Here is a 24,749-nt window from a genome sequence, read left to right on the forward strand (position 1 = left end):
TTTCACTGGCATTTTGTAGGGAACATTCATGATTAAGTTTGAGCAGGTAAGCAAAACCTACCCAGGCGGCCAACGTGCACTGAGTAAGGTTAACTTTCATATTGCCCCAGGGGAAATGGCGTTTTTAACCGGCCATTCTGGCGCGGGAAAAAGTACGTTGCTTAAACTCATCAGTATTATGGAGCGCCCTACCGTAGGGCGCGTTTTAATTAACGGCCACGATCTTAACGCCATCAAACGGCGAGATGTTGCCTATATAAGACGTGATATAGGCATGATATTCCAGAGTCATCAGCTGCTTATGGATAAGTCGGTGTTTGACAACGTGGCATTACCCTTAGTGATTGAAGGTTACACCCACAAAGAAATCAGTAAGCGCGTAGACGCCGCGTTAGAAATGGTTGGGTTAAGGGATAAGAGCCGAAGCCTGCCTATTATGCTATCTGGTGGTGAACAACAGCGTGTGGGCATTGCCCGTGCAGTGGTGAACAAACCGCCTTTGCTTCTTGCCGACGAGCCTACCGGTAATTTAGATCCAAAACTGTCTATGGAAATTATCCGCTTATTTGAAGATTTCAATCAAGCGGGGGTTTCTGTCTTCATTGCCACCCATGATTTGGGGCTAATAGCACGTATGAAATACCGTACATTGACATTGAAAAATGGGCAAATGATCACTGACGGCCTCAACGACAGTTTGGATGAAGGTTGGCAATCATGAGTATTCTTTTTTCAAATCGAAAAGCGGGGGCGTCGCGTGTCAAAATTGGGGTTATTCAATCTTTGGTGATGTTTTTTGTTAGCCATGTTAGGCAAGCATTGTCTAGTCTTGGTGAGCTATGGCGTCAACCGGTAGCCTCGTTAATGACTATTGGTGTGCTGGGGTTAAGCATAACCTTGCCTAGTACACTTTATATCATGGTAAAAAATACAGAAAAGATTACCGCGGGGTGGGAGCAAGCTTCTGAAATATCGCTCTTTTTGAAATCGTCTACATCGTCAACCAGTGCTCAGCAGTTGGTTGCACGATTAAACACCTGGTCAGAAATTGACACAGTCGTTTACATACCCGCGGATGATGCACTAAAAGAATTCCAGCATTTGTCTGGCTTAGGTGATGCCATTGCGTATTTAGAATCTAACCCCTTACCCGATGTGGTGTTAGTGACCCCAACTGATAAGCACGCTGGGCCTACAGCCGCAAAAGCGCTACTGAATAAGTTAACGCAACAGCGAGAAGTGGATATCGGAAAGCTAGATATTGAGTGGTTAGAGCGCCTGTACGCGCTAGTGGACATTGCCAGTGATTTAGTCACCCTTATCGGTCTGCTTCTGTTTGTGGCTGTGGTGCTGATTATTGGCAATACTATTCGCCTCAATATACTTAATAAACATGATGAAATTGTGGTAATGAAACTGGTGGGCGCCACAGACGCATTTATTCATCGTCCGTTTCTGTATACCGGGTTTTGGTATGGTTTGCTAGGTGGCTTAATGGCGTGGTTCGCTGTGATTATTATTCTGTGGTGGATGGACAGTAGCATTCAAACATTTGCCGCTATGTATCAAAAAGAATTTAATATTACAGGGCTTACAGGCACGGCACTACTGACCATGCTAGGCTTGTCAGTGGCGCTTGGCCTATTGGGTTCACGTATATCAGTGCAGCGCCACGTTAGTCAGATCGAACCAAGGTAGGCAGATTGAACTAAGGTAGGCAGATTGAGCCAAGCTAGCAGCTAAACAAGACAGCACCGGGGCAACTTACTTTGCCTACTTCTTTTGGCTTAGTTTGCTCGTACTTGGGCTTGTGGATAATGGGCCGTAATCACACTTCTTACGCCATTGCCCCAAACAATAGCTTGGTTATAGAGGGTGTGTAGCTGCTTCTGATCAATATCTAGGTTCTTGGCAACCTTAATAACGTTCATCCATAACGCACTTTCAAACGCCTTAACTAACGTCATGTATTGAACAAACTCGGCATTTTTGCCTAACAGCGCATTGTTAAGAGCGTCGGAAAGTGGCAGCTGCTTCACAATGTCAGACATTGACTGGTCTAATAGCCCTTCTAGCAACGAAAATAACCCGACTAGGAAGCCAATAGGTGGGTTGGCCTTTAACCCTCTTTGTTGTGAGAGTAAGTCAAAGAACTTTGCCCTCACCAAAGACATGTGAATAATTTCTAATGGCTTTTCATCACCCAGGTTAGTCAGGCTTAGTAGCGCAATAAATTTCTTAATTTCGACTTCGCCCATGTAATTAAGGGCGTGCTTTAAGGAAGTGATTTTATAGCGTTTATTAATGGCTGGATTATTAATGAACTTCAGAAGCAAATAGCTTAACGCCGCATCCCGCTCAATCACATGACTTATGCGGTTAATATCAAAGCTATCGCCAGAAACTTCTCCCATCAAATCGACAATGTTCATTTTAGAGGCGGGCAGTTGTCGCACAATTCGGGCTTCAGGCTGGGCAAAGAAGTAGCCTTGAAAGAGGTCGAAGCCTAAATCTGAACACGTGGCGAAATGATCCGGTGTATTCACTTGTTCAGCGACCAATTTGACATTGGCATCTAAATAACGAGGAATATGTTTTTCAATGGTTTCAAAACGAGTACGGGACACGTCTACTTTCACAATGTCGATAAGAGGCAGAATATCGTGCCTAGCGCTCAACATCATAGGATCATCAATTGCCAGCCGATAACCTAATTGCTTGATATGTTGACAGGCTTCAAGTAGCCCCGTTTCTGTAAACGGGTTATCAGCCAATTCAACCACCACCGATGCCGGATCCAGAGTGGTGGGGAAGCGTGAAATAAGGGTTTCCGATGAAAAGTTGATGAACGAACTTTTTTCGCCGCTAATATCGTCTAAACCTAAGGGGTGAAACTGCGCTTCGATGTATTGTGCTTTTTCAGGAGAGTGTTCTGGGTACGCACCGCCTTTTCCATCTCTAAAGATAAGTTCATAGGCAAAAACGCTTTTGCTTTTGTCTAAAATGGGTTCTCGAGCGATAAACGCAAACATAAAATTTCCTGAAAATTCAACCTTCTTACATGACGGCAATGTAGCGGCGTGAATCTATATCATCGACCTAAAGATGTGTCACGTCAACTAATTACAGGGTTTTTACATTAAATGCAGAATTTCGTTATTATTGTATAAAAAATGACGAGCCTCTTTACGTTTTCGTGGTTGATGCTTGAACGTGATGTGCCCACTTTATGGCTTCATTGAAGTAATCATGCAGTTTGGTTTGCTTTAAGGCATGTTTAGACGCTAACTTTTTAACCCCTCCCCAATTTGCCCGTTCAAAACATTGGGCGAGTAAAAGAGTGTCTCTTAGATGACCCCGTTCGGCACATAGCGCCGATTTTACATCGTCGCTAATAGGTATTTTACGAATAAGATCTTCTATGGGTTGCTCCATCATGGCGTCTAGCAACGACAGTAAGCCTGTGAGAAACCCCTTCATGGGGTCGTTGTGTGTGTTCATATCGGCAAAGGCGAGTTCACAAAATTTTGCTCTAACTAAGGCCATAGACATAAGTTCAGTAGGTTTACTCTCGCTGAGATTAGCGAGCGCAAGTAACGCGATAAACTTTTTAACTTCCACTTCGCCCATGAAGTTTAAGGCATGCTTCAATGACGTGATCTTGTGCCTTTTATTAATAAGCGGATTATTGATGAAGCGAAGCAAAAGGTAGGTTAAGGAAGGATCTCGCTCTATGATGGTATTGACTTGCGTCAAATCGAGTTGAGGGCGGCTACTTAGGGTAAGTAACTCCATCATGGTTAAACTACTTGGCCCAAGTTTCCTATGCCTGACGACTTCAGGTTTCGCTAAAAAGTAACCTTGAAAGTAGTCGAACCCCATATGTTTAAACGTTTGAAATTCTTCGTGGGTTTCAATTCTTTCAGCCACCAGTTTTATGTTATGCGCTTTAAACCGTTCAACCAGTGCCGGGATCTCGTCATGGGGAATGTCGGTAATGTCTATTTTAATAACACTGGTAAAGGGGATAAAGGCTTCCCACTTTCCTTTCATGTCATAGTCATCTAGGGCAATAGGGTACCCCATTTCCTTAATATGTTTGCAGGCACAGACAAGCGCGTCGTCGACGTCCACCGTTTCAACAACCTCGATCACCACTTTGCTGGGATCTAGCGAGGTAGGGAAATGATTCATCAAGGTGTCGCGATGAAAATTGATAAACGCCTTTTTATCTCCTGTAATTTCTTCAATACCTAAGCTTAGATGGGTAGAAGTCAATATTTTGGAAGTGGCTTCGTCAGGGGAAATATCGGGAAAGCAATTGTCTTCTCCCATTCTAAACAACAACTCGTAGGCATATACCTGCTGCTGTGCATCAAAAATGGGTTGTCTGGCCACGTACGCGAACATTAAGGACCTCTTATCTCTCAGCGTTCATTATTTATCATTATTTTTATCTACGCGATGGGGGGCGTACTTCAGGTAGATAGTCTTCTATCGAAAAAAGCGACGCTATTAATCTAATTGTTGATGTCGCAAATGTCGAGTAAAAGCACTATAGTCATATTCGTGGCCTAGAACAGCCAGAAGAAGTCGGTGTCCAACCGCCTGAAAAGCGGCTGATGTCAGTATGATAGGATGAACGGATTGGGTTTTTTCTGTCATTAAATTATAATGGAACAGTGATATTTTTTAGTTCGTAGATAAAAATATGAAGGTAGCGGTAGAGTTATTACCATGCTGCTAAACACAGGCGTCGTTCCTTTCTAGCTATCTGTCTATCCACGTTTTAGTAAAATGAACTTTTTTTTTGTGATTTGGTCTTGATCTCTAGCAGATGAGTACTATATCCATATATCGGTTAGATTTCTGATCACAATTAGGTCTCGCGCGGCTTATATTAGTTTGCTAATATGAAGCGGCAACGAATGAGGTGAATAATGAGCAACAACTTACAATCAATGGCACTGTCAGTGCCTCACAATGGTAGCATCGAAGGCTACATTCAAGCTGTGAGCAGCATTGATATGTTAAGTGCGGAAGAAGAGCGTGAGCTCGCTGTCCGTCTTCGCGAAGATGAAGATCTCCAAGCTGCACGTAAGCTGGTGATGTCGCATCTGCGTTTTGTTGTGCATATTGCAAAGTCTTATTCTGGCTATGGCTTGCCACAAGCCGACTTGATTCAAGAAGGTAATATTGGCTTGATGAAAGCCGTGAAGCGTTTCGACCCTACTGTGGGTGTACGCCTAGTGTCTTTTGCGGTGCACTGGATTAAAGCCGAAATTCATGAGTTTGTGCTTAAAAACTGGCGTATTGTGAAAGTCGCCACCACAAAAGCACAAAGAAAGCTTTTCTTTAACCTACGTAAAGCGAAAAAGCGTTTGGGTTGGTTTACTCATGAAGAAGTACAAACTGTGGCTAACGAGCTCGGTGTAAGTACAAAAGAAGTGCTTCAAATGGAAGCGCGAATGAGCAGCCAAGATCAAGCTTTCGATTTGTCGGCTGATGAAGATGAAACCGGCAATTTTGCACCTGTACAGTTTTTAGAAGATAAATCGTCAGATGTTGAAACTGATGTTATCAACAGTGACTGGGATGCCAACGCAAGTAAGCGTCTTTACTCTGCAATCAAAACCCTCGACGAGCGTAGTCAGGACATTATTGAAACCCGTTGGTTGGCAGACAGTAAAATTACTTTGCAAGATTTGGCCGATAAATATGAAGTATCTGCCGAGCGTGTTCGTCAAATAGAAAAGAACGCGATGAAAAAACTTCAAGCGGCTATGGTGGCGTAATAGACATCACATAGCTAAACCTAGTCAGGTCTCGTTACCCAGCAGGGTAATCACATTCCGAAAAAGCGCCTTATAATGGCGCTTTTTTATTGTCTTAAAAAAATGAGAGCTTAGTTTACGTTGCCACTAGGTTGACGCAGCCATGTAGTCATACGTCGTGATAGGTTAGCGGTGACACGGGGACTAGTGGTCGTCGTTTTCGTTCTCCGTGGCAGGTAAAACCCAAAATACCCCTTCAAACTCTGCTACCGCGGTATCGCCATCGAGTATATTCACACTCAACTCAAATCGCGCTTTTTGTTGTTTTTCCAACGGAGAGTACTTGCCGGACAAAGATTCTATGTTGCAGATGGCCCGAGGTTTCATGGTAATGGGTTTATGATAATGAATGTCTCCATCACCTAAGACAATATCCCCTTCCAGTCCGCGCTCTTTTAGTTGTAAGTAAATTAGCCCCCACCCTGTGAGGGTGGCCAAAGAAAAAATACTGCCCGCGAACATAGTGCCATGAATATTGATATTTTTGTTTAACGATGCACGGGTTTCAAGCGTGCGCCCCGTGTACTGATATAACTTAATCCCCATATGCTCAGTAATGGGTATGGTGTCCGACCATGTTTGTTGTAATGACTTACACCATTTAGGGTGCATCACTAACGAGTTATTTTCGGTGAGCTTTTTCACCATTTGCTGGCGTTTAAGCATGCCTAATTCGTTTGGGGCTTCTCTTTCCACATAAAAACCACACGAGGTAAAAAAGTCGATAGATATTTCTCGGCTGTTGGTAACCGCACGCTCTGCGCCAAGCTCTTTGGCGACATTTTCAAGTGCACTCATCATCATTTGGCCTAAGCCTTTACGCTGGTGATGAGTGTCTACTGCTATGTGACGTATTTGCGCTTCTTCGGCTGTGTTAAGGTGAACGCGACCACATGCCACGATGTTGCCTTTACCATCAACAATCATGCGATGCTCTGCGACTTGCTCATACTCGTCTTTTTCCGATCCCGGAGGGAAATTCCACGGCTGGCGTAAGTGAGCCCAGCGAAACTGAAAGTACGCGTCAAAGTCTGTATTGCTTGTTGGTGTGACAACCTTATACACGGTAATACGCCTTATATGAAGTAAGAGAAAATCAAAATTGTTTTTCCCAAAATATGTGGGTACACACGAATTTAGGCGAGTATTATACCTTAAAATGAAAGGTAACGGGGCCATCGTTAACTAAAGCAACTTGCATATCAGCACCGAACTCTCCGGTTTCCACGGCCAGCCCTTTCGCCTGAAGGGCTTCAACAAACTTTAAGTAAACCGCTTTGCCGTGTTCTGGGGTTGCGCCCTGAGAAAAGCCGGGTCGGTTACCTTTTTGCGTATCCGCGACGAGTGTAAATTGGGATACCACGAGAATTTTTCCGCCAACTTGCTCTACATTTAGGTTCATTTTACCGTCGCTGTCGGCAAACATGCGGTATCGACTCACCTTATTGGCAAGCTTTTCAATTTCATCGTCACCGTCATCTTTTTCAACACCAAGTAGTAACAGAATACCTTGGTCTATTTCACCAATAACCTTGCTCTCAACCGTCACGCTAGCCCGTGACACGCGTTGAATCAATCCAATCATTTTTTACTTTCCTGAATAAATCGAGACATATCTCGGGTCGCTCTACATAACGCATAGGCAATACTGGGTTCTGAAGTGCTATGCCCAGCGTCAGGAATTATCTGTAACTGACTCGATGGCCATGCCCGATGTAAGCTCTCCGCTGCCTCGGTTTTACATATCATATCGTATCGGCCGTGAACGATGGTTCCGGGGATATCTTTAATTTTACTTATGTTATCAAGAATATAGTTTTCTTCCATAAAGCATTTGTTAAGCAAAAAGTGACATTCTAGCGTGGCTAGGCTGGTAACCAGCGAGAGCGGATATTGGCCTATAGATTCTCCCGTTCCTGGGGGTAAAGCTAGGCGTGATAGTCGCTCTTCCCATTGATACCATCGTTTAAGTGCACTGTGCCGGCGAACTTCATTGTGCTCGCTAAGCACTTGATTGTAATGCGAACAGATTGACTCGCTAGTCAGGGGAAATTCTATGTCTTTGGTAAACTTTCGGTAATGCTCAGGAAATAGTTGTGCTGCGCAACCCTGGGGAGAAAGGAACCAGTCTCTGTCGGTTTGCCGCGCGAGAAACACGCCTCTAAGTATCAAGCCATAGGCGTGACTTGGGTGTTTAAGTGCCGAGAGTAACGCTAACGTGGACCCCCATGAACCACCAAAAAGGAGCCATTTATCTATAGCAAGATGTTGGCGGAGGGTATTGATGTCATCTACGTTTAGCCAAGTGTCATTATGGTGAGTGGCGTGGTGGAATTGAGAGCGGCCACACCCCCGTTGTTCGTATCCGATAATGCGATAACGCTGGTTGTCAAAAAAGCATTTATAGTTTGGCGGCAGGCCAGCGCCGGGTCCGCCATGGACAAAAAGTACGGGGATACCGTCAGGGTTGCCGCTTTGCTCGTAGTAGAGCGAGTGCCCATTTCCTACATCCACAAATCCACTTTGATAGCAGGTTACATCTGGGTAAAGTCGTTTCATTTTATTTCAACGCGTTGTGCGGGTGCCTGTTTTAGTTTAGTTTATGCTTACATAAATCTACATAATCATATTCTAAGAGCAATTGCGAGGAAGTTTGTATGTCAGGTCAAGGATCAGGGGGCAATGTCATTGCCGCCATTTGTAACTTTTTTATTCCAGGGTTAGGCCATTTAGTACAAGGGCGTATTTTAGGCGCACTGTTTTACTTTATTGCTGTGGGTGTGAGTTATGCGCTTGCTGCAACCGTGGTATTGGCTATTATTTTCTGGCCCCTAGGTGTTATTTTACACATTATTTCTATCATTAGTGCAGCGCGCTATAGCGGAAGATCAGCATTATGATGCGCGCAATACTAGCCGTGTTTACTATTATTGCCCTCACCGGCTGTCAATCAGCTTATTACGCCGCCTGGGAAAAGGTAGGGGTAGAGAAGCGTGATATCCTGGTAGATAGGGTGGAAAATGCAAAAGAGTCGCAAGAAGATGCACAGGAGCAATTTAGCTCTGCACTAGAAGCTTTCAGCGCGGCGGTGGCTTTTGACGGTGGCGAACTAGAAGACGTCTATAACGACCTCAATGGCCAATACGAAGACAGTGTTGCTGCAGCTGAAGATGTATCGGCGCGTATCGATAAAGTTGAAAGTGTGGCCGAGGCCTTGTTTGACGAGTGGGAAACTGAGCTGGAAGAGTACCAAAGCGGTGCGCTGAAACGAGACAGTGCCGCTAAGCTTCGTGACACTAAGCGTAGATACAGCAGTTTAATGGCTGCAATGCGTAAGGCGGAAAGCAAAATGCCGCCAGTGTTAGAGGCATTGCAAGATAACGTGTTGTACTTAAAGCATAACTTAAATGCCAACGCGATTGGCGCATTGCAGGGTGAACTCTCTAGCATTGAAACCAATGTTAGTCAGCTTATTCGTCAAATGAATGCCGCCATTGCAGAATCAGATGCGTTTATTTCAGCCATGAACAACTAGCATCTACTGTAAACGAAAAAAGCGTGACTAACGTCGCGCTTTTTTTATGTCTGCCAGGCTTACACGCAGCTTAATTGAACCGAATCAAGCGCTATTCTTTAGGGACTTTACGAGGTTCATTTTCCGCTTTTCTATGGTCAAGCGCTTCACCCAAGCTACACGTAAATTCAGCGCCAAATAAGACAATGACCCATGACATGTATACCCATAAAAAGAGAATGGGTATAACGGCTAAGGCGCCGTAAATGAGTTCATAAGAAGGAAAGTTAGTGACATAAAGTGCAAACCCCTTCTTCGTTATTTCAAACGCCACTGTAGCCACAAAGGCGCCACCGAATGCATGGCGTGCATAGACCCTACGGTTAGGGACCACCATGTACAAGATACCGAAAGCGAGAAGGGCGGCAAAACTCGGCACCAGGCTGAGTAAGAAGGTACCTAAGCCTGGGGTATATTCTTCTGTGAAGGTTGCAAGGCCAGTTAAATAAGAACTGACCACAACGCTTGAGCCAATTAACATAGGGCCCAAAGTGATGACCATCCAATAAATGGCAAAGGTATAGACGATAGGTCTGTCGCTTTGCGTACGCCAAATACGGTTAAGGGTTTTATCGACATTAGAAATCAGCATGAGTGCTACCACCAATAACGACAAAATGCCGATGGCGCTCATTTGTGATGCGTTACCCACAAAGTCGGTCATGTATTTGTGTACCACGTCACTGGCGGTAGGGACAAAATTACTAAACACAAAATGTTCTAGCTTACTGCGCACGGAGGCAAAGGCAGGAAATGCCGACATAATGGTGAATGTCACCATGATAAAGGGCACTAAGGATAAGAGGGTTACGTAAGCAAGGTGGCCGGCAGAGATAGTAATATTGTCTTCTCTACAGCGCTTAATGAAAATACGAAAGAGATCCCGCATTTGCGGAGAAATCTTTTGATAAACGCTTGAAACCCTTTCCCAGTCCACTAGAGCACTCCTAAGTACCTTGCATCATAAATATGTGTTTCGTCATAAAACAAGGTAAATGGTATAACGCGTGCCCCATGACTAGCAAAGGGTTTCATGTATAAAACGTTTAAATCTATTTTGTCCCGTTGCCGCGTACACCCAACATATGACAAATGGCGTAGCTTAATTCACTTCTGTTAAGGGTGTAAAAATGGAAGTGTTTCACGCCTTCTTTGGCTAATACCTTAACCTGATCCATGGCGATGTTTGCGCCAATTAGGTTACGTGTGGCTTGGTCATCATCATCAAGACCATCGAACATTTTGTGTAAAAAGCCTGGCACGTGAACATTGGTAAAGCCCGCAAATTTCACCAAAGTTTGATAGTTGGTTACGGGTAGGATGCCCGGCACGAGGTCTAAATCTATTCCGGCTGCAGCGGCGCGATCTCTGAAGCGTAAAAATACACTGGTATCGAAGAAAAACTGCGTAATGGCTTCGCTGGCACCGGCTTCTGCTTTGCGCTTGAGGTTGAGTAAGTCAAACTGGGCGTTAGGGGCTTCAGGGTGTTTTTCAGGATAAGCAGCCACGGAAATATCAAAGTCGGCCACGTCTTTAAGCAAGGCCACTAAATCAGAAGCGTACATTTCAGTTTTTTGAACACCAGGAGGAAGATCGCCACGTAACGCCACAATTCGGCGAATACCGGAATCCCAATAGTCTTTTGCAATTTGCTTAAGTTCATCGCGACTGGCATCCACACACGTGAGATGAGGTACGGCGGCAACGCCAGTTTGTTGTTGAATGCGCTTTACTACGTCGTGGGTACGATCACGTTCACCGCTGTTCGCACCGTAAGTTACCGACATATAACTTGGTTTTAGTGGCGCCAAGCGTTCTACTGACTTCCACAAGGTTTGCTCCATCTTTTCAGATTTTGGCGGAAAAAACTCGAATGACACATCAATATCGCGCAGTTCCGAAAGGGACTGATTTAGTGCATCCACACCTTGTGCGTAAGAAACCATGACTTATTACTCTCTGATAGACGTTTAGACGTCTAAACTAATGAATATATGTCTAGACGTCAAGAGGTTTACACTGCTCAATTGACCTTTTCGTGAACTTGTTTAGAATTTCGGTTCATAACATAAAATAAAAGTGGACTGAGTTAGTATAATGGCAGAGTGGAACGGTAACTATATTCACCCCTACGCAGAGCATGGCAAAAAAAGTGAACAAGTAAAGAAAGTCACTGTGTCTATTCCAATTAATGTGCTTAAAGCGCTAACGGATGAACGCACACGTCGCCAAATTAATAACCTTCGACATGCGACTAATTCAGAATTGTTGTGTGAAGCTTTTCTACACGCATTTACAGGTCAGCCATTGCCCAATGATGACGACTTGAAAAAAGACAACCCGAATCGTATTCCGGCAGAGGCGCGCCGTATTATGGAAGAAATGGGGATAGACCCCAGTGTAGAAAATGAAAAAGAATCTTAGCCGTTAATAAGCCTAGTAGAGGGCCCCATCTAACCGTATGGGTTAGATGGGTTGGGATTAGTGATTAACTCGACAGCATGTTAGTCCGTAGAGGTACCCGGTATTCTGGCCACACCAGAATCAATCGCCGCTTGGGCGACAGCGCCGGCGATACGTTCACATAAGCGTGGATCCATAGGTTTAGGAATAATGTACTCTTTTCCGAACGCCAAACTTTCACTATTGCTGGCTTTAAGCACTTCTTCAGGAACCGGCTCTTTTGTAATACTGCGCAACGCTTCTACCGCAGCAACTTTCATTTCGTCGTTTATCGCGCTCGCACGTACATCTAATGCACCGCGAAAAATAAAGGGAAAACACAACACGTTATTCACTTGATTAGGGTAATCAGAGCGTCCCGTTGCCATAATAAGATCTTGCCTAACTTCATGGGCGAGTTCTGGCTTAATTTCAGGGTCAGGGTTAGAGCACGCAAACACCACGGGGTTTTCCGCCATCAGTGCCAATGCTTCTGGTGGAAGTACGTCAGGGCCGGATACCCCAACAAAGATATCTGCGCCTGCCATTACGTCTTCTAACGTGCGTTTATCCGTATTGTTGGCAAACAGCTTTTTGTGTTCGGTTAAATCTTCCCGGCGAGTATGAATAACACCTTTGCGATCGAGCATATAAATGCGCTCACGCTGCGCCCCACATTTAATCAGTAATTCCATACAAGCAACGGCTGCAGCCCCTGCACCCATACAGACTATTTTGGCACTTTCGATATTTTTGCCCTGAATTTCCAGCGCATTTAACATTCCCGCAGCCGTTACAATAGCCGTGCCGTGCTGGTCGTCGTGAAACACCGGAATTTTACAGCGCTTTATCAATTCTTGCTCAATCTCAAAGCACTCAGGTGCTTTAATGTCTTCTAAATTAATGCCACCAAAGGTATCTGCAATATTGGCCACCGTGTTGATGAACTCTTCAGTGGTGCGGTGTTTTACTTCAATGTCGATAGCATCTAAGCCTGCAAAGCGTTTGAACAGGAGCGCCTTACCTTCCATCACGGGTTTTGACGCCAGAGGGCCTAAGTTGCCCAATCCTAAAATGGCAGTACCGTTACTGATGACCGCCACCATATTGCCTTTAGCTGTGTATTTATAAGCGTTGTCGGGGTCTTCGGCAATTTCTCTCACCGGCTCGGCTACGCCAGGGCTGTAGGCAAGAGCTAAGTCATCTACGCCATCCGCCGGCTTCGAAAGCTCGACACGAATTTTTCCTGGTGTAGGCTTTGCGTGATAATCGAGTGCGCGTTGTCTAAAATCTGACATGAGTAAACGTATCCTTAGATGTAGGGTTATTGCAACGTGTTTACCAGATAGCGATAAAGGGGGTTATTTTTATCTTTGTCATTGCCCAGTTTTTGCTATGGTTTATATTTGTTAGAAACAAAAAAAATTGCCTAAATGAGAACCAGATAGCATGCAAATTTGCTGACGTATTCTCACGCGGCAACTGTATCACACGCCATTAAGTGGTACATATCTGATCAGCTTTTTACATAACTCAATGTAGGGGAGGACGACGCCTAAGACCAGTCACCTTGTCGAATAGTAGTTATTCACATTATTTATGATGTTTTTGTAAGTTATACGTTTTTTCTATTTTTCTGTAAAACAGTATTTATGTGCTGGCGGTGTTAAGGAGAAAGTGATGTCTGAAGAACGATTGGTAGAACAGTTAACCGATGTGTGTGAATGGGCAAAGCAAAAGCAGGAAGGGTTTGTGTGGTTAACCCATATAGGGCATTGGCGTCGACCTGAGATTGTTGCGGTGTTTGAAACCGAGGCACATAAAGCAAGGGCACTTTCCAATGGTTGGTACAGCGCATTTGTAGAAGCTGCGGAATTCGCCTGCGAAGCCGTAAAAGGGGAAGCCAAAAGTTTTCGATTTGAAAGTGAACAAGCGTGCAATGAACGAAGTGGCGGCAATTGGGCAAAGCATTTACAAAAAGGGAGTATGCATTAATCGCACGTCTTTTTTAAATAGTATATTTAATGTATAAAAAAAGCGCCATAAAGGCGCTTTTTTGCGAAAAGGGTATCAGGCTTACTTTTTGCCCAATGCACCAAAACGCTTCTTAAAGCGATCAACACGACCACCTGTGTCAACGTTACGCTGCTTACCAGTGTAGAAAGGGTGGCAAGAAGAACAAACGTCTAGGTTGATGTCTTTACCAAGTGTAGAACGGATGTTCATCACGTTACCACAAGAGCAAGACGCTTTAATTTCAGTGTATTCTGGGTGGATACCTTGTTTCATGGGATTACCTCACGTAAAAGGCCGTATCGCTATACAACCCGAAGTTGCACACCATACGTAACTTAATATTCAAATGACCGACCGCATAAGTGCAGGCAGCCGTAAAAAGAGCGGCGCATATTAAAGGAAGAGGGCTGCGCAATCAAGCTATTTTTGTTTATTCAGTAGGCAATTAGCCTATGGATAGCAACAGAAGCTAACATGCGACATGACAAGCTAGTACGTTTGACATTCTCCAGAAATACCAGATCATACACAGGGTTACTTCTCTGTATTCACATTAGTAAGGCTTAATCTTCATGGTATTTATTCAGGTCGCGGTACCTGTGCCCATTCGCCAATTGTTCACCTATCAACACGCGGTTGCATTGCCTAGTGGTGTTCGAGTGGCTGTTCCCTTTGGGCCGCGGTCGTTAATTGGCGTAGTGGTAGCACAGCAAAACGAGGCCGACGTAGAGAATATTAACAAAATTAAGCCCATCGAGAAGGTCATAGACGACACGCCGGTGATTGATGGTGTACTGATGAAAATGGCGCAGTGGCTTTGGCAATATTATCATCATGCCCCGGGCGAAGTGCTGCATGCCATGCTGCCCGTGTTGCTGCGCAAAGGCGAATCGGCGCAGCCATCCAAACAGGCTTACCTCTTTGCAACAGAAGACGGGTACATGTGTGAACAGGCGAAGTTGCAGCGGGCACCAAAACAACTTGCCTGTTTAGACGCGCTGAAAAAATCACCCATGATAGCCACAGAAGCGAGAAAAGCGTTTTCGCCCACTGGGGTAAAAGCCCTAATCGAAAAAGGGTTGGTGGAAATGAAAGAGGTAATGCCTTCGTTTACACCCTTTGATTATGTGTCTCATTTAAAGGTAAGTGCGACACCGGTACCTGACAAGGAACAAGCGGTAGCTATTGCTGCACTAAACCAACAACACCATCGTTTTGTGATCAGCTTACTGGAAGGTGTCACAGGCAGTGGCAAAACCGAAGTGTATTTACAGGCTATTGCGCCCTTATTGGCCGCAAAGCAGCAAGTGCTTATTTTGGTGCCCGAAATTGGGCTGACACCACAAACGGTGGCGCGTTTTGAAAAACGTTTTTCCATTGCCGTGGGGGTACTTCATTCTCAACTCACAGATTCGGCAAGGTTGTTAGTTTGGCAGCGGGCGAAAGCCGGTGAGCTAGGTATTATTATTGGCACCCGCTCAGCTATTTTTACACCGTTTAAAGCCTTGGGCATGATTATTGTCGACGAAGAGCATGATGAGTCTTTTAAACAGCAAGATGGATTACGGTATCACGCTCGAGATTTAGCCGCCGTCAGGGCGAAAGAAGAAAACATTCCCTTACTGCTGGGAAGTGCCACACCTGCACTGGAAACCCTCAATAATGCCCTTTCTGGCCGTTATACTCACCTGCAACTCACCCAACGCGCGGGTGGCGCTCAACGTACGCAACAACATTTACTCGATGCCCGAGACCAACCTGTGCATTATGGCATTACCGAAGGCATGCTGACACTGATGCGCCAACACGTTAATGCAGGAAACCAAATTCTGGTTTTTGTTAATCGTCGAGGTTATGCGCCTGCCATGTTATGCCATCACTGCGGGGAAACCGTTACCTGTAAGCGTTGTGATAAACCCTATACGGTGCATAAATCGCAAAATCGATTGCAATGTCACCACTGTGCAGCAACCAGAGCCATTCCACGTCATTGTGAAGCGTGTCACAGTACTGAATTAGTCACAGCAGGCACCGGCACAGAGCAAGTAGAAAAGGGCCTTGAAACGCTTTTCCCCGACGCCAAACAAGTGCGAATAGACAGCGATACCATAAGGGGGAAAGACAAATTACACACCACCCTGGATGCTATTAATAATCGTGAATACCAGTTACTCGTTGGCACTCAAATTTTATCGAAAGGCCACCATTTTCCTCACGTGACACTGGTGGTGGTTCTCGATTGTGACGGGGCCTTGTTCAGTGCTGATTTTAGAGCCGCAGAAAAGTTAGCGCAATTGGTTACCCAGTTAGCGGGGCGAGCGGGAAGAGCCAGTAAACCCGGAGAAATGTGGTTACAAACCCACAACCCTCATCATCCGTTGTTGCAAGATTTGGTCAACAATGGCTATGCCCACTTTGCTCGCCATGCATTAATGGAAAGAAAGGCAGCAGGTTTGCCGCCTTATATTAGTCAAATTGTCATTCGTGCGGAAGCCACAGACAGCGCGTTAGTCTTTCGTTTTTTACAGCAATGTAAGCACATTCTCATGCCGTCAGGGTCTACCAGCCCCAGTGTGGCGGGCCCATTTCCTTGTTTAATGGAAAAGCGACAAGGGCGTTACCGGTTTATGTTAGTGTGTAGTAATGAAAAGCGCGGCCCGCTTCATCATGGCTTACGGGTGGCACTGCCTTATATGCAGGCACTACCTGATGCGGCTAAAGTGCGTTGGTCGGTGGATATTGATCCTACCGATTTCAGTTAGCACCCAAGTGGTGTTTGCGATAAACTTCGTGTGCAAAGGTACACACGTAACCCTTAGCCTGGCCGTGTTGCGTGCATCACCCTTTTACGATAACGATAAAACCATAAGAAGTAGGAAATCTGCCACCCATGGCTCAACGCGATTATGTCTCTCGTGGCCGACCGCCACAAAAGAAGAAACCCAACAATAAAAATAACCAGCGCAAGCAGGTTAAACAATCTAAACAAGGTGCTGTCGCCTCGTTTCCTATCGTACGCCTCGTTATTGTGGTGGTGCTGCTTATAGGGTTTGGCGTGTTCTTATGGTCAATTAAAGACAACGCTAGCACTGAAGTTGATACAGAAATAGCGCGTCCCGTTGCGCCAACCGAAGAAGCCTTACCTGAACTGCCAGAAGAAGAATGGGAATATATTCGTACTTTGCCAGGGTATGAAGTTGAAGTTGACGTGGAAGCACAAGAAAAATCGGACAGACGCTATTTAATGCAATGCGCGTCATTTAGAACACGAGCACAGGCGGAAGAAATGAAAGCGAAAATTGCGTTTCAAGGGCTTGAAGCACTCATTCGACACAGTAGTGGTAGTAACGGTGATTGGTTCCGCGTTATCTTGGGGCCATACGAGTCAAAACGCGACGCTGAAAAAGCCAAACACAGCTTACGCAAAGTCAATATTGCGACCTGTCAAATCTGGTACTGGAATTTATAACCCTTCTTACTGCCAAGGCTTGTGACCGCATTCGGCCACAAGCCTGGGTTTAATCCTCGTGTCTTTCCCCCTTGAAATTACCCAGCCATCCCCCACTTATGAATTATTGGATTTATATGTGTTAGCCAATTTGAATCTTTTCTAGGCTGGCGCACCCAGAGAAACGGGGAATAAACGTGACAACGATTGTATCTGTACGACGTGGAAATCAAGTAGTGATGGCTGGTGATGGCCAGGTGTCACTGGGTAATACAGTGATGAAAGGTAACGCCCGAAAAGTGCGTCGCTTATACCACGATAAAATATTAGCGGGCTTTGCGGGTGGTACAGCTGACGCCTTTACGCTTTTTGAGCGTTTTGAGGCTAAGCTTGAAGCACACCAAGGGCATTTAACCAAGGCAGCGGTAGAATTAGCGAAAGATTGGCGAACTGACCGAATGCTAAGGAAACTTGAAGCCCTACTTGCCGTGGCAGACGAAACGGCTTCTTTCATCATTACGGGTAATGGTGATGTAGTGCAACCGGAGCAAGACTTGATAGCAATTGGTTCTGGTGGAAACTATGCCCAAGCGGCCGCAACCGCACTATTAGACAATACTGAACTAAGTGCAAAAGACATTGCCGAGAAAAGTTTGACCATTGCGGGCGACATCTGTGTATTCACCAATCACAGCCAAACGATAGATGTACTTGATTACTAAGTGAAAGCGAACCAACGCCTTCACCTATGTTTGTGTAACACAAACACCAAATGAAAAGGGTTTATGCATGTCTGAAATGACACCAAGAGAAATTGTTCATGAACTGGACCGTCATATAATCGGTCAGCAAGATGCCAAACGTGCGGTCTCTATCGCGCTGCGAAACCGCTGGCGTCGTATGCAACTTGAGCCAGAGCTTCGTCAAGAAGTGACGCCTAAAAACATATTGATGATTGGCCCCACTGGTGTGGGTAAAACCGAGATAGCTCGTCGATTAGCAAAACTCGCGAATGCGCCTTTCATTAAGGTTGAAGCCACGAAGTTCACCGAAGTAGGCTATGTAGGGAAAGAAGTAGAAACCATCATTCGTGATCTTGCTGATATTGCCGTTAAGATGACCAAAGAAAACGAAATGAAAAAAGTGAAGTTTCGCGCCGAAGAAGCCGCGGAAGATCGCATTCTTGATGTGTTGATCCCCCCGCCTGAAGATGCATGGGGCAAAAAAGAGGAAGTGGAAGATCGCGGCACACGCCAAGCGTTTCGCAAGAAGCTACGTCAGGGCGAACTCGACGACAAAGAAATTGAAATTGATGTTGCTTTGCCTCAAGTGGGCGTAGAAATTATGGCGCCGCCGGGCATGGAAGAAATGACCAACCAGCTTCAAGGCATGTTCCAAAACCTGTCTGGCTCACAAAGCAAAAAGAAAAAGCTGAAGATTAAGGATGCGTTCAAGCTTTTGATTGAAGAAGAAGCTGCTCGCCTTGTGAATCAAGAAGACTTGAAAGAAAAAGCCATTGAATCAGTAGAGCAACACGGCATTGTGTTTGTGGATGAAATCGACAAAATCTGTAAGCGAGAAGGCAATACCTCGGGTGATGTTTCTCGCGAAGGTGTGCAGCGTGACTTACTGCCTTTAGTCGAAGGCTCTACGGTTTCAACGAAGCATGGAATGGTTAAAACAGACCACATTTTGTTTATTGCTTCTGGTGCATTCCAAATGAGCAAGCCATCAGATCTTATTCCTGAACTGCAGGGGCGCTTGCCCATTCGCGTGGAGTTATCTGCGTTGAAGGTTGGAGATTTCACCCGTATTCTTACCGAACCTAATGCGTCGCTAACGGCCCAGTACAAGGCGCTGATGAAGACAGAAGGGGTAGATGTAGAATTCGCTGAATCAGGTATTCAGCGCATTGCTGAAGCGGCATGGCAGGTGAACGAGCGCACCGAAAACATTGGTGCACGTCGTTTACACACTGTATTAGAGCGCCTCATGGAAGACATTTCTTTTGATGCCTCAGAAAAAAGCGGAGAGTCATTCGTTATCGACGCTGACTATGTAAATAGTCATTTAGAAAGCCTGGTTGATAACGAAGATTTATCCCGCTTTATCTTGTAGTAACAAGATAAACCGCAACAAACGGCCTCTAGCAGGGGGGCTTATTGAGTCAGTACCTTAATAAGTCGCCCTGTCATATCCATGCCGGTTTGATTCTCAATCGTGAGAAAGTCAGGGCAGGGATCAGCATCTAAAAAGAAGTAGTCTCCTTTGGCTGTTTTACGCCAGTTGATAGTGCACCAATGCATATCTAAGCCTTTACAAATAGCCACGCATAGCCGTTGAATATCTGCCGGCGTGATGACGATAAGGGGCTTATGGTGCTGGCTTTCAGCAGTTTGCGTATCATGACTTTCTATTTGCACACTTAACACTTCATCGCCAAAGACATAACTGCGTATATTTATTCCCGGTACATACGCTTGCAACATAACAGGGCGAGAGAGTAAAAGTTGCGACAACTGATGTCTAAGTTGTGTCCCTTTGTGTAAAAAGTGTGTGGTTTCCCCCCCTCTAATGGGTTTGTAAATGACCTCTCCCATGTTGTTGCAAAATTGAAAGGCGGCAATTTCAGAGTTGCCCACAAAGGTATAGGGCAAATGGGCACCTAAGTGCGCAGCCACCTGCATTTGAGACGGTTTGCATTGGTGTGCACGAATGGCTGAGATGCCGTTTACCCACTTAATGTCGCTAAAGTTAAACCAGCATAGCAAAGCGCTGGTAACTTCCTGATCAATCCATTGTGCTTGTTTAGGATCTTCATGGGGCATTGCCGGCGGGAGGTATTGATGCCAGTAAACTGCATGCACTTCTGATAAGGTCATGCGGTTATTATCAAGGGGATAACTGTCTAAAAAATGCAGTAGACCGTCATGGAAATCGGGGTCGTAGGTAAGCTGCCAATGTTTTCCAAAATATTGAGTATTAACGATGATAGGCTCATGTCCTTCTGATTTTAATGCACTAGCCACATGGATTACCTGTGGCTCGTTTTCACTTCCAAGTAATGCAATTTGCATAGAGATTCCTAGGTAAAATATAACATGGAGGACAACTTAACCTCCTTGAGCTCACAGGTTTTTGTCAAAAAAGTAGCCACTGCCATGGCGGGAATCCCTGTCATAAATGTGGGTTACCGGGTAGGTAACCACAAAAAGGGGAGGGTTGACGTTAGCTACGCCTACCGCGCGGGTATATCCTCCGCTCACTTGTTGAATGCTGGCTTCGTTAAGCACTTGCATGCCCGTTGTGTTTGAATGGTTCATGATTGTTTCCTTATTAGTGAGTGTTAAAAGTAAATAGGCTAGGGTTTATGCCTCGCCAAGTTGATAAAACGTTTTAAAGCAAGCTGCGATAAGCGCAGTACGGCTATTGATGTTGAGCTTTTTGTATATATTGGCGCAGTGAAATTTAACCGTTCGCTCGCTAATAAATAATTCAACGGCAATTTTTTTGTTAGGTAAGCCTTCTAAAAGCTTGGTGGCCACTTCAATCTCGCGGCGAGATAAAGAGCTGATTGCGTGTGTTAGCGCAGGGTTTGTGTGAGCCATCGTGTAAATAGGCATAGCGTTAATAATGGCTTTTCTGGGTTCTCTTACTTCCTTCATCGTGTTTCTCCGGTGCTGTTTTGTAGTGCATTGTTGGCGACTGTATTTGTGGTGGGGGTTGGTTCTAATCGGTGTAAATTTCCTTGGGATAATTGGTAAACGGTATCGGCTTGCGCAATCGTTTGGGGACGATGGGCAACCATTATCCGAGTGATATTTAACGCTTTGAGGTGCCGGTTTATGCGGCGCTCGTTCTCTACGTCAAGGTGGCTACTCGCTTCATCTAAAAAAAGAATGTCTGGCTGCTGGTAAAGGGCTCTGGCAAGTAACAAACGTTGCTTTTGACCGCCGCTTAAACTACTACCCATATCACCAACAAGGGTGTGGTATTGCATAGGCATCGCAGAAATTTCATTGTGGATGCAAGCGAGCTGCGCCACGTCAAACAGTCGCTTATGATCCACGTTTTCATCAAAGCAACTTATGTTGTCTGCAATGGTGCCACTTAAACACATGTCTTCTTGTAAAACGGATGCCACCCTTGGGCGACGGGGAGAACCAATATGCTCTACTGCGCCCGATGACGGTGCATAAAGCCCCATTAAACATTTCAAAAAGGTACTTTTGCCGCTCCCACTCGCGCCCACAATGGCAATAAACTCTCCCCTTTTTACGGTTAGGTTTATGTTTTCAAACACTGTGGGGCAATGATCCCCATATCGATACGCAAGATTTTCTGTTATCACGTGTTTATTAGAGGTGGCGCTGTGAGTGGTGTCTGAATGGGGGGCAGTTGGCTTATCGTTAACCAAAGGGCGCTTGTCTGGTGCGGTAAAGACAATGTCACTCAATCGAGAAAGGTGAACGCCAAGCATATTGAGCTCAATAAAGGTATTGACTAAGTTGTCCAGGGCACTGCTAAAGCGAGTTTTGTAAGCGATAAAGGCGAGCATCATGCCAATGGTCATGGCATTGTCCATGACCATGGACGCGGCAATATACACCACCACAATATTTTCTATTCCAAATAAGAGTTGATTTGCCGCCGCGTTACCCACTCCCACTTTTCCTAAGTTCACATCTTTGTTCAAGGTGGCTACCAGCTTATTCTGCCATTGGCCATGGCGTTTAACTTCTTGTTGGTAAACACGAATAGGTAAGATGCCACGCATGCTTTCCATAAAGTGACTTTGCTCGGTGGCCGCCAATGAGATTCGTTCCGTCGTTAAGCGCTGCATTAAAGGCAACAAGGCAATGCGTAAGGTTAAATAAATGGTCATGACGCCCAGTACTACCCAGGTCAGCGTAGTTGAATACACAGCCATAACTGCTAGGGTGATAACGGCCATTAATCCATCTAAAAGGGCAGTGACTAAGCTGATGGTAAGAAACTCGCGAATGTTGGCAAGCGATCCAAATCGAGACACTAGGTCACCTACGTGACGTTTGGCGAAATAATCAAGGGGCAGAGACAGCAAATGCTTAAACACTGAGGCAGTGAGTTGCAATTGCAAGCGGGTTGAAAGGGTCAGTATGAGAAAACGACGGACAATATTGGTGATTACGTCCATTAACAAAAGCAGGCCAAACCCTACTGCAAGTGCAACCAACAAGGCGGTATTGTTGCGCAACAAAACGTCATCAATAACGGTTTGCATGTAATAGGGAGAGGCAAGAGAAAACACCTGTATGACAATGGACAGGGCCAATAAAGTGAGCAAGTTTCGCTTAAATCCCAGGGTGCGCGAGAAAAAATCCCTTAGCGATAATGTCGGTGCGGACGTTACGGGTTTAAAGGTGTCGCTGGGGGTCACTTCTAATGCAACCCCTGTTACGTGATCGCTGGCTTCTTTTATGGGAAGCGTGCGTTTGCCGTAAGCGGGGTCGTGAATGGTAATGGTAGTATTGGTGCAGCGTGTGAGCACCACAAAATGCTGCATATCCCAATGTAAAATGGCGGGGCAGCGTAACTGAGTCAGCTCGTTCAACTCAATTTTTAGTGCCCGACTTTGCAAGCCTAAATCATCGGCAATGTGCATTACGTCCATGAGAGTCACCCCCCGCAGCGACACAGAGGTATGTTGCCGAAGCTGGGTCATATCTCGGCTGTCACCGTAGTGCTGCGCTATCATTGCAATGCAGGCCAGTCCACATTCCGCGGCTTCTGATTGCAGAACCAAGGGCGTAGATTTGCGGGTGGAGAAACGCAGGGTATTTAAATGCACGGCTACAGTCTCCCTGTTATGCTGTAAACAGGTTCCAGTAACCACTCGAGTAAGCTACGTTGGCTTAGGGACACATCCGCCGAAAATGTCATGCCTGTGCGTAAAGGTACAGACCTGCCATACGCTTCTATGGTAGAGCGGGCAATCGCTGCTTTTACTAAATAGGCAGGCTCTTTCATTGGCACCGGAGCATGGCTCCATTCGCCAGGCAATACTAAGGCTTGGGACACGCTTAATATGCTGCCTTCTTGAATACCAAATTTTTGATGGGGAAAGGCGTCGTAACGAATGGCTAATGCTTGGCCTTCTTCAATAAAGCCCGCCGCGCTCACCGGCACCAGCAAGGTGGCTTCAATCTGAGCATGGAGAGGCGTAATACTAAGTAGTGGATACCCTTGTTGTATATTCAAACCAGGGTAGGCCTGAAGTGCAGACACCACGCCATCTCGACTGGCGTATAGGGTGTGAGAAGCAGCCTTTGTTAAGGTTAATCGCTGACTATTAAGGTCGCTTATTTGGTTTTCAATTACCACAATGTCCCTGCTATAGGCTTGTGGCAGTTCCGCTAATTGATACTCTAAGCGATGAATGTCGGCTTGTTTAAGTTTGACCTCGCGAATGGCCTGTTGCCACTGCTGTTTGGCCTGAATAACCGCAAGCTTGGCTTGTTGGTATTCGGCACGGCTTATGCTGGCACTAGCAATCAGCGCGGTTTGGGCTTCTAATTGATGGGAGGCAAGTTGATAGCCTTGATACGCTAAGTCACTTAAGCTGCTTAATGCTCGCTTATCAGTGTTCGCATGTTCTAATGCTTGAACTAACTGCGCATTTTCACGGCTGAATTGTTGGGTGCGCAAGCGTAAACTTTCCGATAATCGAGACAGCTTTTTATCTAGTTCTTCTTGCTGTTTCCCTTCTATGCTTTTCCCCTGTGTGTGTTGCACGCCATAATCGACGCTTAATAGTGCATTGCCTTGTTGCACCTGTTGACCTTCTTCAACAAATACCGCCGACACTCGCCCTTTTCTTGGCTCGGCATAAATTTTTTCAACACCCTCTGAAGGAGACAGCCAACCTGACACTGTGGTTTTTCTCGCGTAACTGCTGGTACTCAAGAAAACGCCAATCGCGAGCAACCAAAAAATCAGGAAAAAGGTAAACCAAACATAGGCAGGCTTTGGTGTCATCAATAAGGTACCTTCAATCGGCGACCTTTGATAACGTAAAGCTTGCTGGCGGAATAAACCTTTTCTCATGCGTTGCTCCTAAAAAAGTGATATTCAGCTGCCACTTCCTTAGTGGCCAATGAACCATAGCGAGCCGGTGGGCGTTGCTTACTTGTTGTTGAACTGAATATCCAAAGTGGTCAGGTTTTTCGTTGACGTTGAAAAGCATAATGGATGTGAAAATAGCGGGTGACCTAACTTAAGTCAGCGTCTTTGGAGGGGAGGTATAGCCTGGCGTTGGCGCATTTTTTAATGCTTCGTCCCAAATTTAAATGTTGAGGAAGTGCAATGAAATTGAAAAAGTGCAACGGTACTGTACGAAGTTTGTGCTATAAAAAATTAAGCACACTGATAAAAATATTACCCACCGACTTTTGAA

The 24,749-nt window shown here is 45.4% G+C and carries 25 protein-coding genes; 11 read left to right on the forward strand and 14 right to left on the reverse strand.

Translation table 11 applies throughout. The features are described from left to right. Positions 1-28: 28 nt before the first annotated feature. Both ftsE and ftsX read left to right on the forward strand, forming a co-directional pair. Positions 29-721, forward strand: a complete 693-nt coding sequence (gene ftsE, locus IUA53_RS02190; protein WP_044058265.1) for a cell division ATP-binding protein FtsE — start codon at positions 29-31, stop codon at positions 719-721. Continuing rightward, entirely contained in the window at positions 718-1,698 is a 981-nt protein-coding gene (ftsX, locus tag IUA53_RS02195; protein ID WP_196898190.1) for a permease-like cell division protein FtsX, read from the forward strand. The genes ftsE and ftsX overlap by 4 nt, the downstream gene beginning before the upstream one ends. A gap of 89 nt (positions 1,699-1,787) precedes the next feature. Here the strand turns inward: ftsX and IUA53_RS02200 are convergent, their stop codons facing one another. Beyond that, entirely contained in the window at positions 1,788-3,032 is a 1,245-nt protein-coding gene (locus IUA53_RS02200) for an EAL and HDOD domain-containing protein (RefSeq protein WP_196898192.1), read from the reverse strand. Positions 3,033-3,186: 154 nt separating this feature from the next. Beyond that, the gene (locus IUA53_RS02205; RefSeq protein ID WP_196898194.1) at positions 3,187-4,410 is read right to left on the reverse strand and encodes an EAL and HDOD domain-containing protein; all 1,224 of its coding nucleotides are present in this window, start codon (positions 4,408-4,410) and stop codon (positions 3,187-3,189) included. Between the two features lie 530 nt (positions 4,411-4,940). On the opposite strand from IUA53_RS02205, the gene rpoH reads away from it, so the two are divergent. After that, positions 4,941-5,795, forward strand: coding sequence for an RNA polymerase sigma factor RpoH (gene rpoH, locus IUA53_RS02210; RefSeq protein ID WP_044058261.1), 855 nt, complete (start codon positions 4,941-4,943; stop codon positions 5,793-5,795). Positions 5,796-5,978: 183 nt separating this feature from the next. Here the strand turns inward: rpoH and IUA53_RS02215 are convergent, their stop codons facing one another. From IUA53_RS02215 to pip, 3 genes are all read right to left on the reverse strand, one after another. Continuing rightward, positions 5,979-6,899 carry a bifunctional GNAT family N-acetyltransferase/hotdog fold thioesterase gene (locus tag IUA53_RS02215; RefSeq protein ID WP_196898196.1) on the reverse strand — a complete coding sequence of 307 codons (921 nt, stop codon included), beginning with the start codon at positions 6,897-6,899 and terminating at the stop codon, positions 5,979-5,981. Between the two features lie 82 nt (positions 6,900-6,981). Then, on the reverse strand, positions 6,982-7,419 hold the full coding sequence (gene dtd / locus IUA53_RS02220) for a D-aminoacyl-tRNA deacylase (RefSeq protein ID WP_044058259.1): 438 nt from the start codon (positions 7,417-7,419) through the stop codon (positions 6,982-6,984). Next, on the reverse strand, positions 7,416-8,393 hold the full coding sequence (gene pip / locus IUA53_RS02225) for a prolyl aminopeptidase (RefSeq protein ID WP_196898198.1): 978 nt from the start codon (positions 8,391-8,393) through the stop codon (positions 7,416-7,418). Before pip ends, dtd begins: the two co-directional genes overlap by 4 nt. Before the next feature lie 98 nt (positions 8,394-8,491). On the opposite strand from pip, the gene IUA53_RS02230 reads away from it, so the two are divergent. Then, a complete protein-coding gene (locus IUA53_RS02230) occupies positions 8,492-8,734 on the forward strand; it encodes a hypothetical protein (RefSeq protein ID WP_044058257.1) in 243 nt (80 codons plus the stop codon). Further along, positions 8,731-9,369 (forward strand): DUF2959 domain-containing protein, encoded by a 639-nt coding sequence (locus IUA53_RS02235; protein WP_044448849.1) that lies wholly within the window; start codon positions 8,731-8,733, stop codon positions 9,367-9,369. The genes IUA53_RS02230 and IUA53_RS02235 overlap by 4 nt, the downstream gene beginning before the upstream one ends. Positions 9,370-9,460: 91 nt before the next feature. On the opposite strand, the gene IUA53_RS02240 is transcribed toward IUA53_RS02235, so the two are convergent. Together IUA53_RS02240 and metF are read right to left on the reverse strand one after the other, a co-directional pair. Then, positions 9,461-10,345: a virulence factor BrkB family protein gene (locus IUA53_RS02240; RefSeq protein ID WP_044058255.1), complete on the reverse strand. Its 885-nt coding sequence runs from the start codon at positions 10,343-10,345 to the stop codon at positions 9,461-9,463. 115 nt (positions 10,346-10,460) lie between these two features. Then, entirely contained in the window at positions 10,461-11,354 is an 894-nt protein-coding gene (gene metF / locus IUA53_RS02245; RefSeq protein ID WP_044058254.1) for a methylenetetrahydrofolate reductase, read from the reverse strand. 151 nt (positions 11,355-11,505) lie between these two features. On the opposite strand from metF, the gene metJ reads away from it, so the two are divergent. Further along, on the forward strand, positions 11,506-11,832 hold the full coding sequence (gene metJ / locus IUA53_RS02250) for a met regulon transcriptional regulator MetJ (protein WP_044058253.1): 327 nt from the start codon (positions 11,506-11,508) through the stop codon (positions 11,830-11,832). Positions 11,833-11,912: 80 nt separating this feature from the next. On the opposite strand, the gene IUA53_RS02255 is transcribed toward metJ, so the two are convergent. Then, entirely contained in the window at positions 11,913-13,148 is a 1,236-nt protein-coding gene (locus IUA53_RS02255; RefSeq protein WP_044058252.1) for a malic enzyme-like NAD(P)-binding protein, read from the reverse strand. A gap of 382 nt (positions 13,149-13,530) precedes the next feature. On the opposite strand from IUA53_RS02255, the gene IUA53_RS02260 reads away from it, so the two are divergent. Next, the gene (locus IUA53_RS02260) at positions 13,531-13,845 is read left to right on the forward strand and encodes a hypothetical protein (RefSeq protein WP_044448842.1); all 315 of its coding nucleotides are present in this window, start codon (positions 13,531-13,533) and stop codon (positions 13,843-13,845) included. Between the two features lie 81 nt (positions 13,846-13,926). On the opposite strand, the gene rpmE is transcribed toward IUA53_RS02260, so the two are convergent. After that, positions 13,927-14,139, reverse strand: a complete 213-nt coding sequence (gene rpmE, locus IUA53_RS02265; protein ID WP_044058250.1) for a 50S ribosomal protein L31 — start codon at positions 14,137-14,139, stop codon at positions 13,927-13,929. Between the two features lie 299 nt (positions 14,140-14,438). Between rpmE and priA the strand changes: the two genes are divergently transcribed. The 4 genes from priA (at position 14,439) to hslU (ending at position 19,432) form a co-directional block, all read left to right on the forward strand. Then, positions 14,439-16,628: a primosomal protein N' gene (gene priA, locus IUA53_RS02270; RefSeq protein WP_044448840.1), complete on the forward strand. Its 2,190-nt coding sequence runs from the start codon at positions 14,439-14,441 to the stop codon at positions 16,626-16,628. Positions 16,629-16,756: 128 nt separating this feature from the next. Further along, positions 16,757-17,335, forward strand: coding sequence for an SPOR domain-containing protein (locus IUA53_RS02275; RefSeq protein ID WP_044448838.1), 579 nt, complete (start codon positions 16,757-16,759; stop codon positions 17,333-17,335). Positions 17,336-17,511: 176 nt separating this feature from the next. Continuing rightward, positions 17,512-18,036, forward strand: a complete 525-nt coding sequence (gene hslV / locus IUA53_RS02280; protein ID WP_044058247.1) for an ATP-dependent protease subunit HslV — start codon at positions 17,512-17,514, stop codon at positions 18,034-18,036. A gap of 67 nt (positions 18,037-18,103) precedes the next feature. Further along, complete coding sequence (gene hslU, locus IUA53_RS02285) at positions 18,104-19,432, forward strand: HslU--HslV peptidase ATPase subunit (RefSeq protein ID WP_044058246.1); 1,329 nt, start codon at positions 18,104-18,106, stop codon at positions 19,430-19,432. A 41-nt stretch (positions 19,433-19,473) separates the two neighbouring features. On the opposite strand, the gene IUA53_RS02290 is transcribed toward hslU, so the two are convergent. The 5 genes from IUA53_RS02290 to IUA53_RS02310 are packed head-to-tail and all read right to left on the reverse strand — an operon-like array spanning position 19,474 to position 24,400. Further along, complete coding sequence (locus tag IUA53_RS02290; protein ID WP_044058245.1) at positions 19,474-20,391, reverse strand: ATP-grasp domain-containing protein; 918 nt, start codon at positions 20,389-20,391, stop codon at positions 19,474-19,476. A gap of 51 nt (positions 20,392-20,442) precedes the next feature. Further along, positions 20,443-20,637 carry a hypothetical protein gene (locus tag IUA53_RS02295; protein WP_044058244.1) on the reverse strand — a complete coding sequence of 65 codons (195 nt, stop codon included), beginning with the start codon at positions 20,635-20,637 and terminating at the stop codon, positions 20,443-20,445. Between the two features lie 45 nt (positions 20,638-20,682). Further along, the gene (locus IUA53_RS02300) at positions 20,683-20,979 is read right to left on the reverse strand and encodes a helix-turn-helix domain-containing protein (protein ID WP_081869527.1); all 297 of its coding nucleotides are present in this window, start codon (positions 20,977-20,979) and stop codon (positions 20,683-20,685) included. After that, on the reverse strand, positions 20,976-23,144 hold the full coding sequence (locus tag IUA53_RS02305) for a peptidase domain-containing ABC transporter (RefSeq protein WP_231401239.1): 2,169 nt from the start codon (positions 23,142-23,144) through the stop codon (positions 20,976-20,978). Before IUA53_RS02305 ends, IUA53_RS02300 begins: the two co-directional genes overlap by 4 nt. A gap of 2 nt (positions 23,145-23,146) precedes the next feature. Continuing rightward, positions 23,147-24,400 (reverse strand): HlyD family secretion protein, encoded by a 1,254-nt coding sequence (locus tag IUA53_RS02310; RefSeq protein ID WP_196898200.1) that lies wholly within the window; start codon positions 24,398-24,400, stop codon positions 23,147-23,149. Between the last annotated feature and the right edge of the window lie 349 nt (positions 24,401-24,749).

The organism is Alteromonas sp. B31-7 (assembly GCF_015767655.1).
GTDB classification, from domain to species: Bacteria; Pseudomonadota; Gammaproteobacteria; order Enterobacterales; family Alteromonadaceae; genus Alteromonas; species Alteromonas australica.

Bases quoted from the DNA above. Each gene is read 5' to 3' on its own strand.
- ftsE (WP_044058265.1), top strand. From the start codon at position 29: ATGATTAAGTTTGAGCAGGTAAGCAAAACCTACCCAGGCGGCCAACGT.
- ftsX (WP_196898190.1), top strand. From the start codon at position 718: ATGAGTATTCTTTTTTCAAATCGAAAAGCGGGGGCGTCGCGTGTCAAA.
- IUA53_RS02200 (WP_196898192.1), bottom strand. From the start codon at position 3,032: ATGTTTGCGTTTATCGCTCGAGAACCCATTTTAGACAAAAGCAAAAGC.
- IUA53_RS02205 (WP_196898194.1), bottom strand. From the start codon at position 4,410: ATGTTCGCGTACGTGGCCAGACAACCCATTTTTGATGCACAGCAGCAG.
- rpoH (WP_044058261.1), top strand. From the start codon at position 4,941: ATGAGCAACAACTTACAATCAATGGCACTGTCAGTGCCTCACAATGGT.
- dtd (WP_044058259.1), bottom strand. From the start codon at position 7,419: ATGATTGGATTGATTCAACGCGTGTCACGGGCTAGCGTGACGGTTGAG.
- pip (WP_196898198.1), bottom strand. From the start codon at position 8,393: ATGAAACGACTTTACCCAGATGTAACCTGCTATCAAAGTGGATTTGTG.
- IUA53_RS02230 (WP_044058257.1), top strand. From the start codon at position 8,492: ATGTCAGGTCAAGGATCAGGGGGCAATGTCATTGCCGCCATTTGTAAC.
- IUA53_RS02235 (WP_044448849.1), top strand. From the start codon at position 8,731: ATGATGCGCGCAATACTAGCCGTGTTTACTATTATTGCCCTCACCGGC.
- metF (WP_044058254.1), bottom strand. From the start codon at position 11,354: ATGGTTTCTTACGCACAAGGTGTGGATGCACTAAATCAGTCCCTTTCG.
- metJ (WP_044058253.1), top strand. From the start codon at position 11,506: ATGGCAGAGTGGAACGGTAACTATATTCACCCCTACGCAGAGCATGGC.
- IUA53_RS02255 (WP_044058252.1), bottom strand. From the start codon at position 13,148: ATGTCAGATTTTAGACAACGCGCACTCGATTATCACGCAAAGCCTACA.
- IUA53_RS02260 (WP_044448842.1), top strand. From the start codon at position 13,531: ATGTCTGAAGAACGATTGGTAGAACAGTTAACCGATGTGTGTGAATGG.
- rpmE (WP_044058250.1), bottom strand. From the start codon at position 14,139: ATGAAACAAGGTATCCACCCAGAATACACTGAAATTAAAGCGTCTTGC.
- priA (WP_044448840.1), top strand. From the start codon at position 14,439: ATGGTATTTATTCAGGTCGCGGTACCTGTGCCCATTCGCCAATTGTTC.
- IUA53_RS02275 (WP_044448838.1), top strand. From the start codon at position 16,757: ATGGCTCAACGCGATTATGTCTCTCGTGGCCGACCGCCACAAAAGAAG.
- hslU (WP_044058246.1), top strand. From the start codon at position 18,104: ATGTCTGAAATGACACCAAGAGAAATTGTTCATGAACTGGACCGTCAT.
- IUA53_RS02290 (WP_044058245.1), bottom strand. From the start codon at position 20,391: ATGCAAATTGCATTACTTGGAAGTGAAAACGAGCCACAGGTAATCCAT.
- IUA53_RS02295 (WP_044058244.1), bottom strand. From the start codon at position 20,637: ATGAACCATTCAAACACAACGGGCATGCAAGTGCTTAACGAAGCCAGC.
- IUA53_RS02300 (WP_081869527.1), bottom strand. From the start codon at position 20,979: ATGAAGGAAGTAAGAGAACCCAGAAAAGCCATTATTAACGCTATGCCT.
- IUA53_RS02310 (WP_196898200.1), bottom strand. From the start codon at position 24,400: ATGAGAAAAGGTTTATTCCGCCAGCAAGCTTTACGTTATCAAAGGTCG.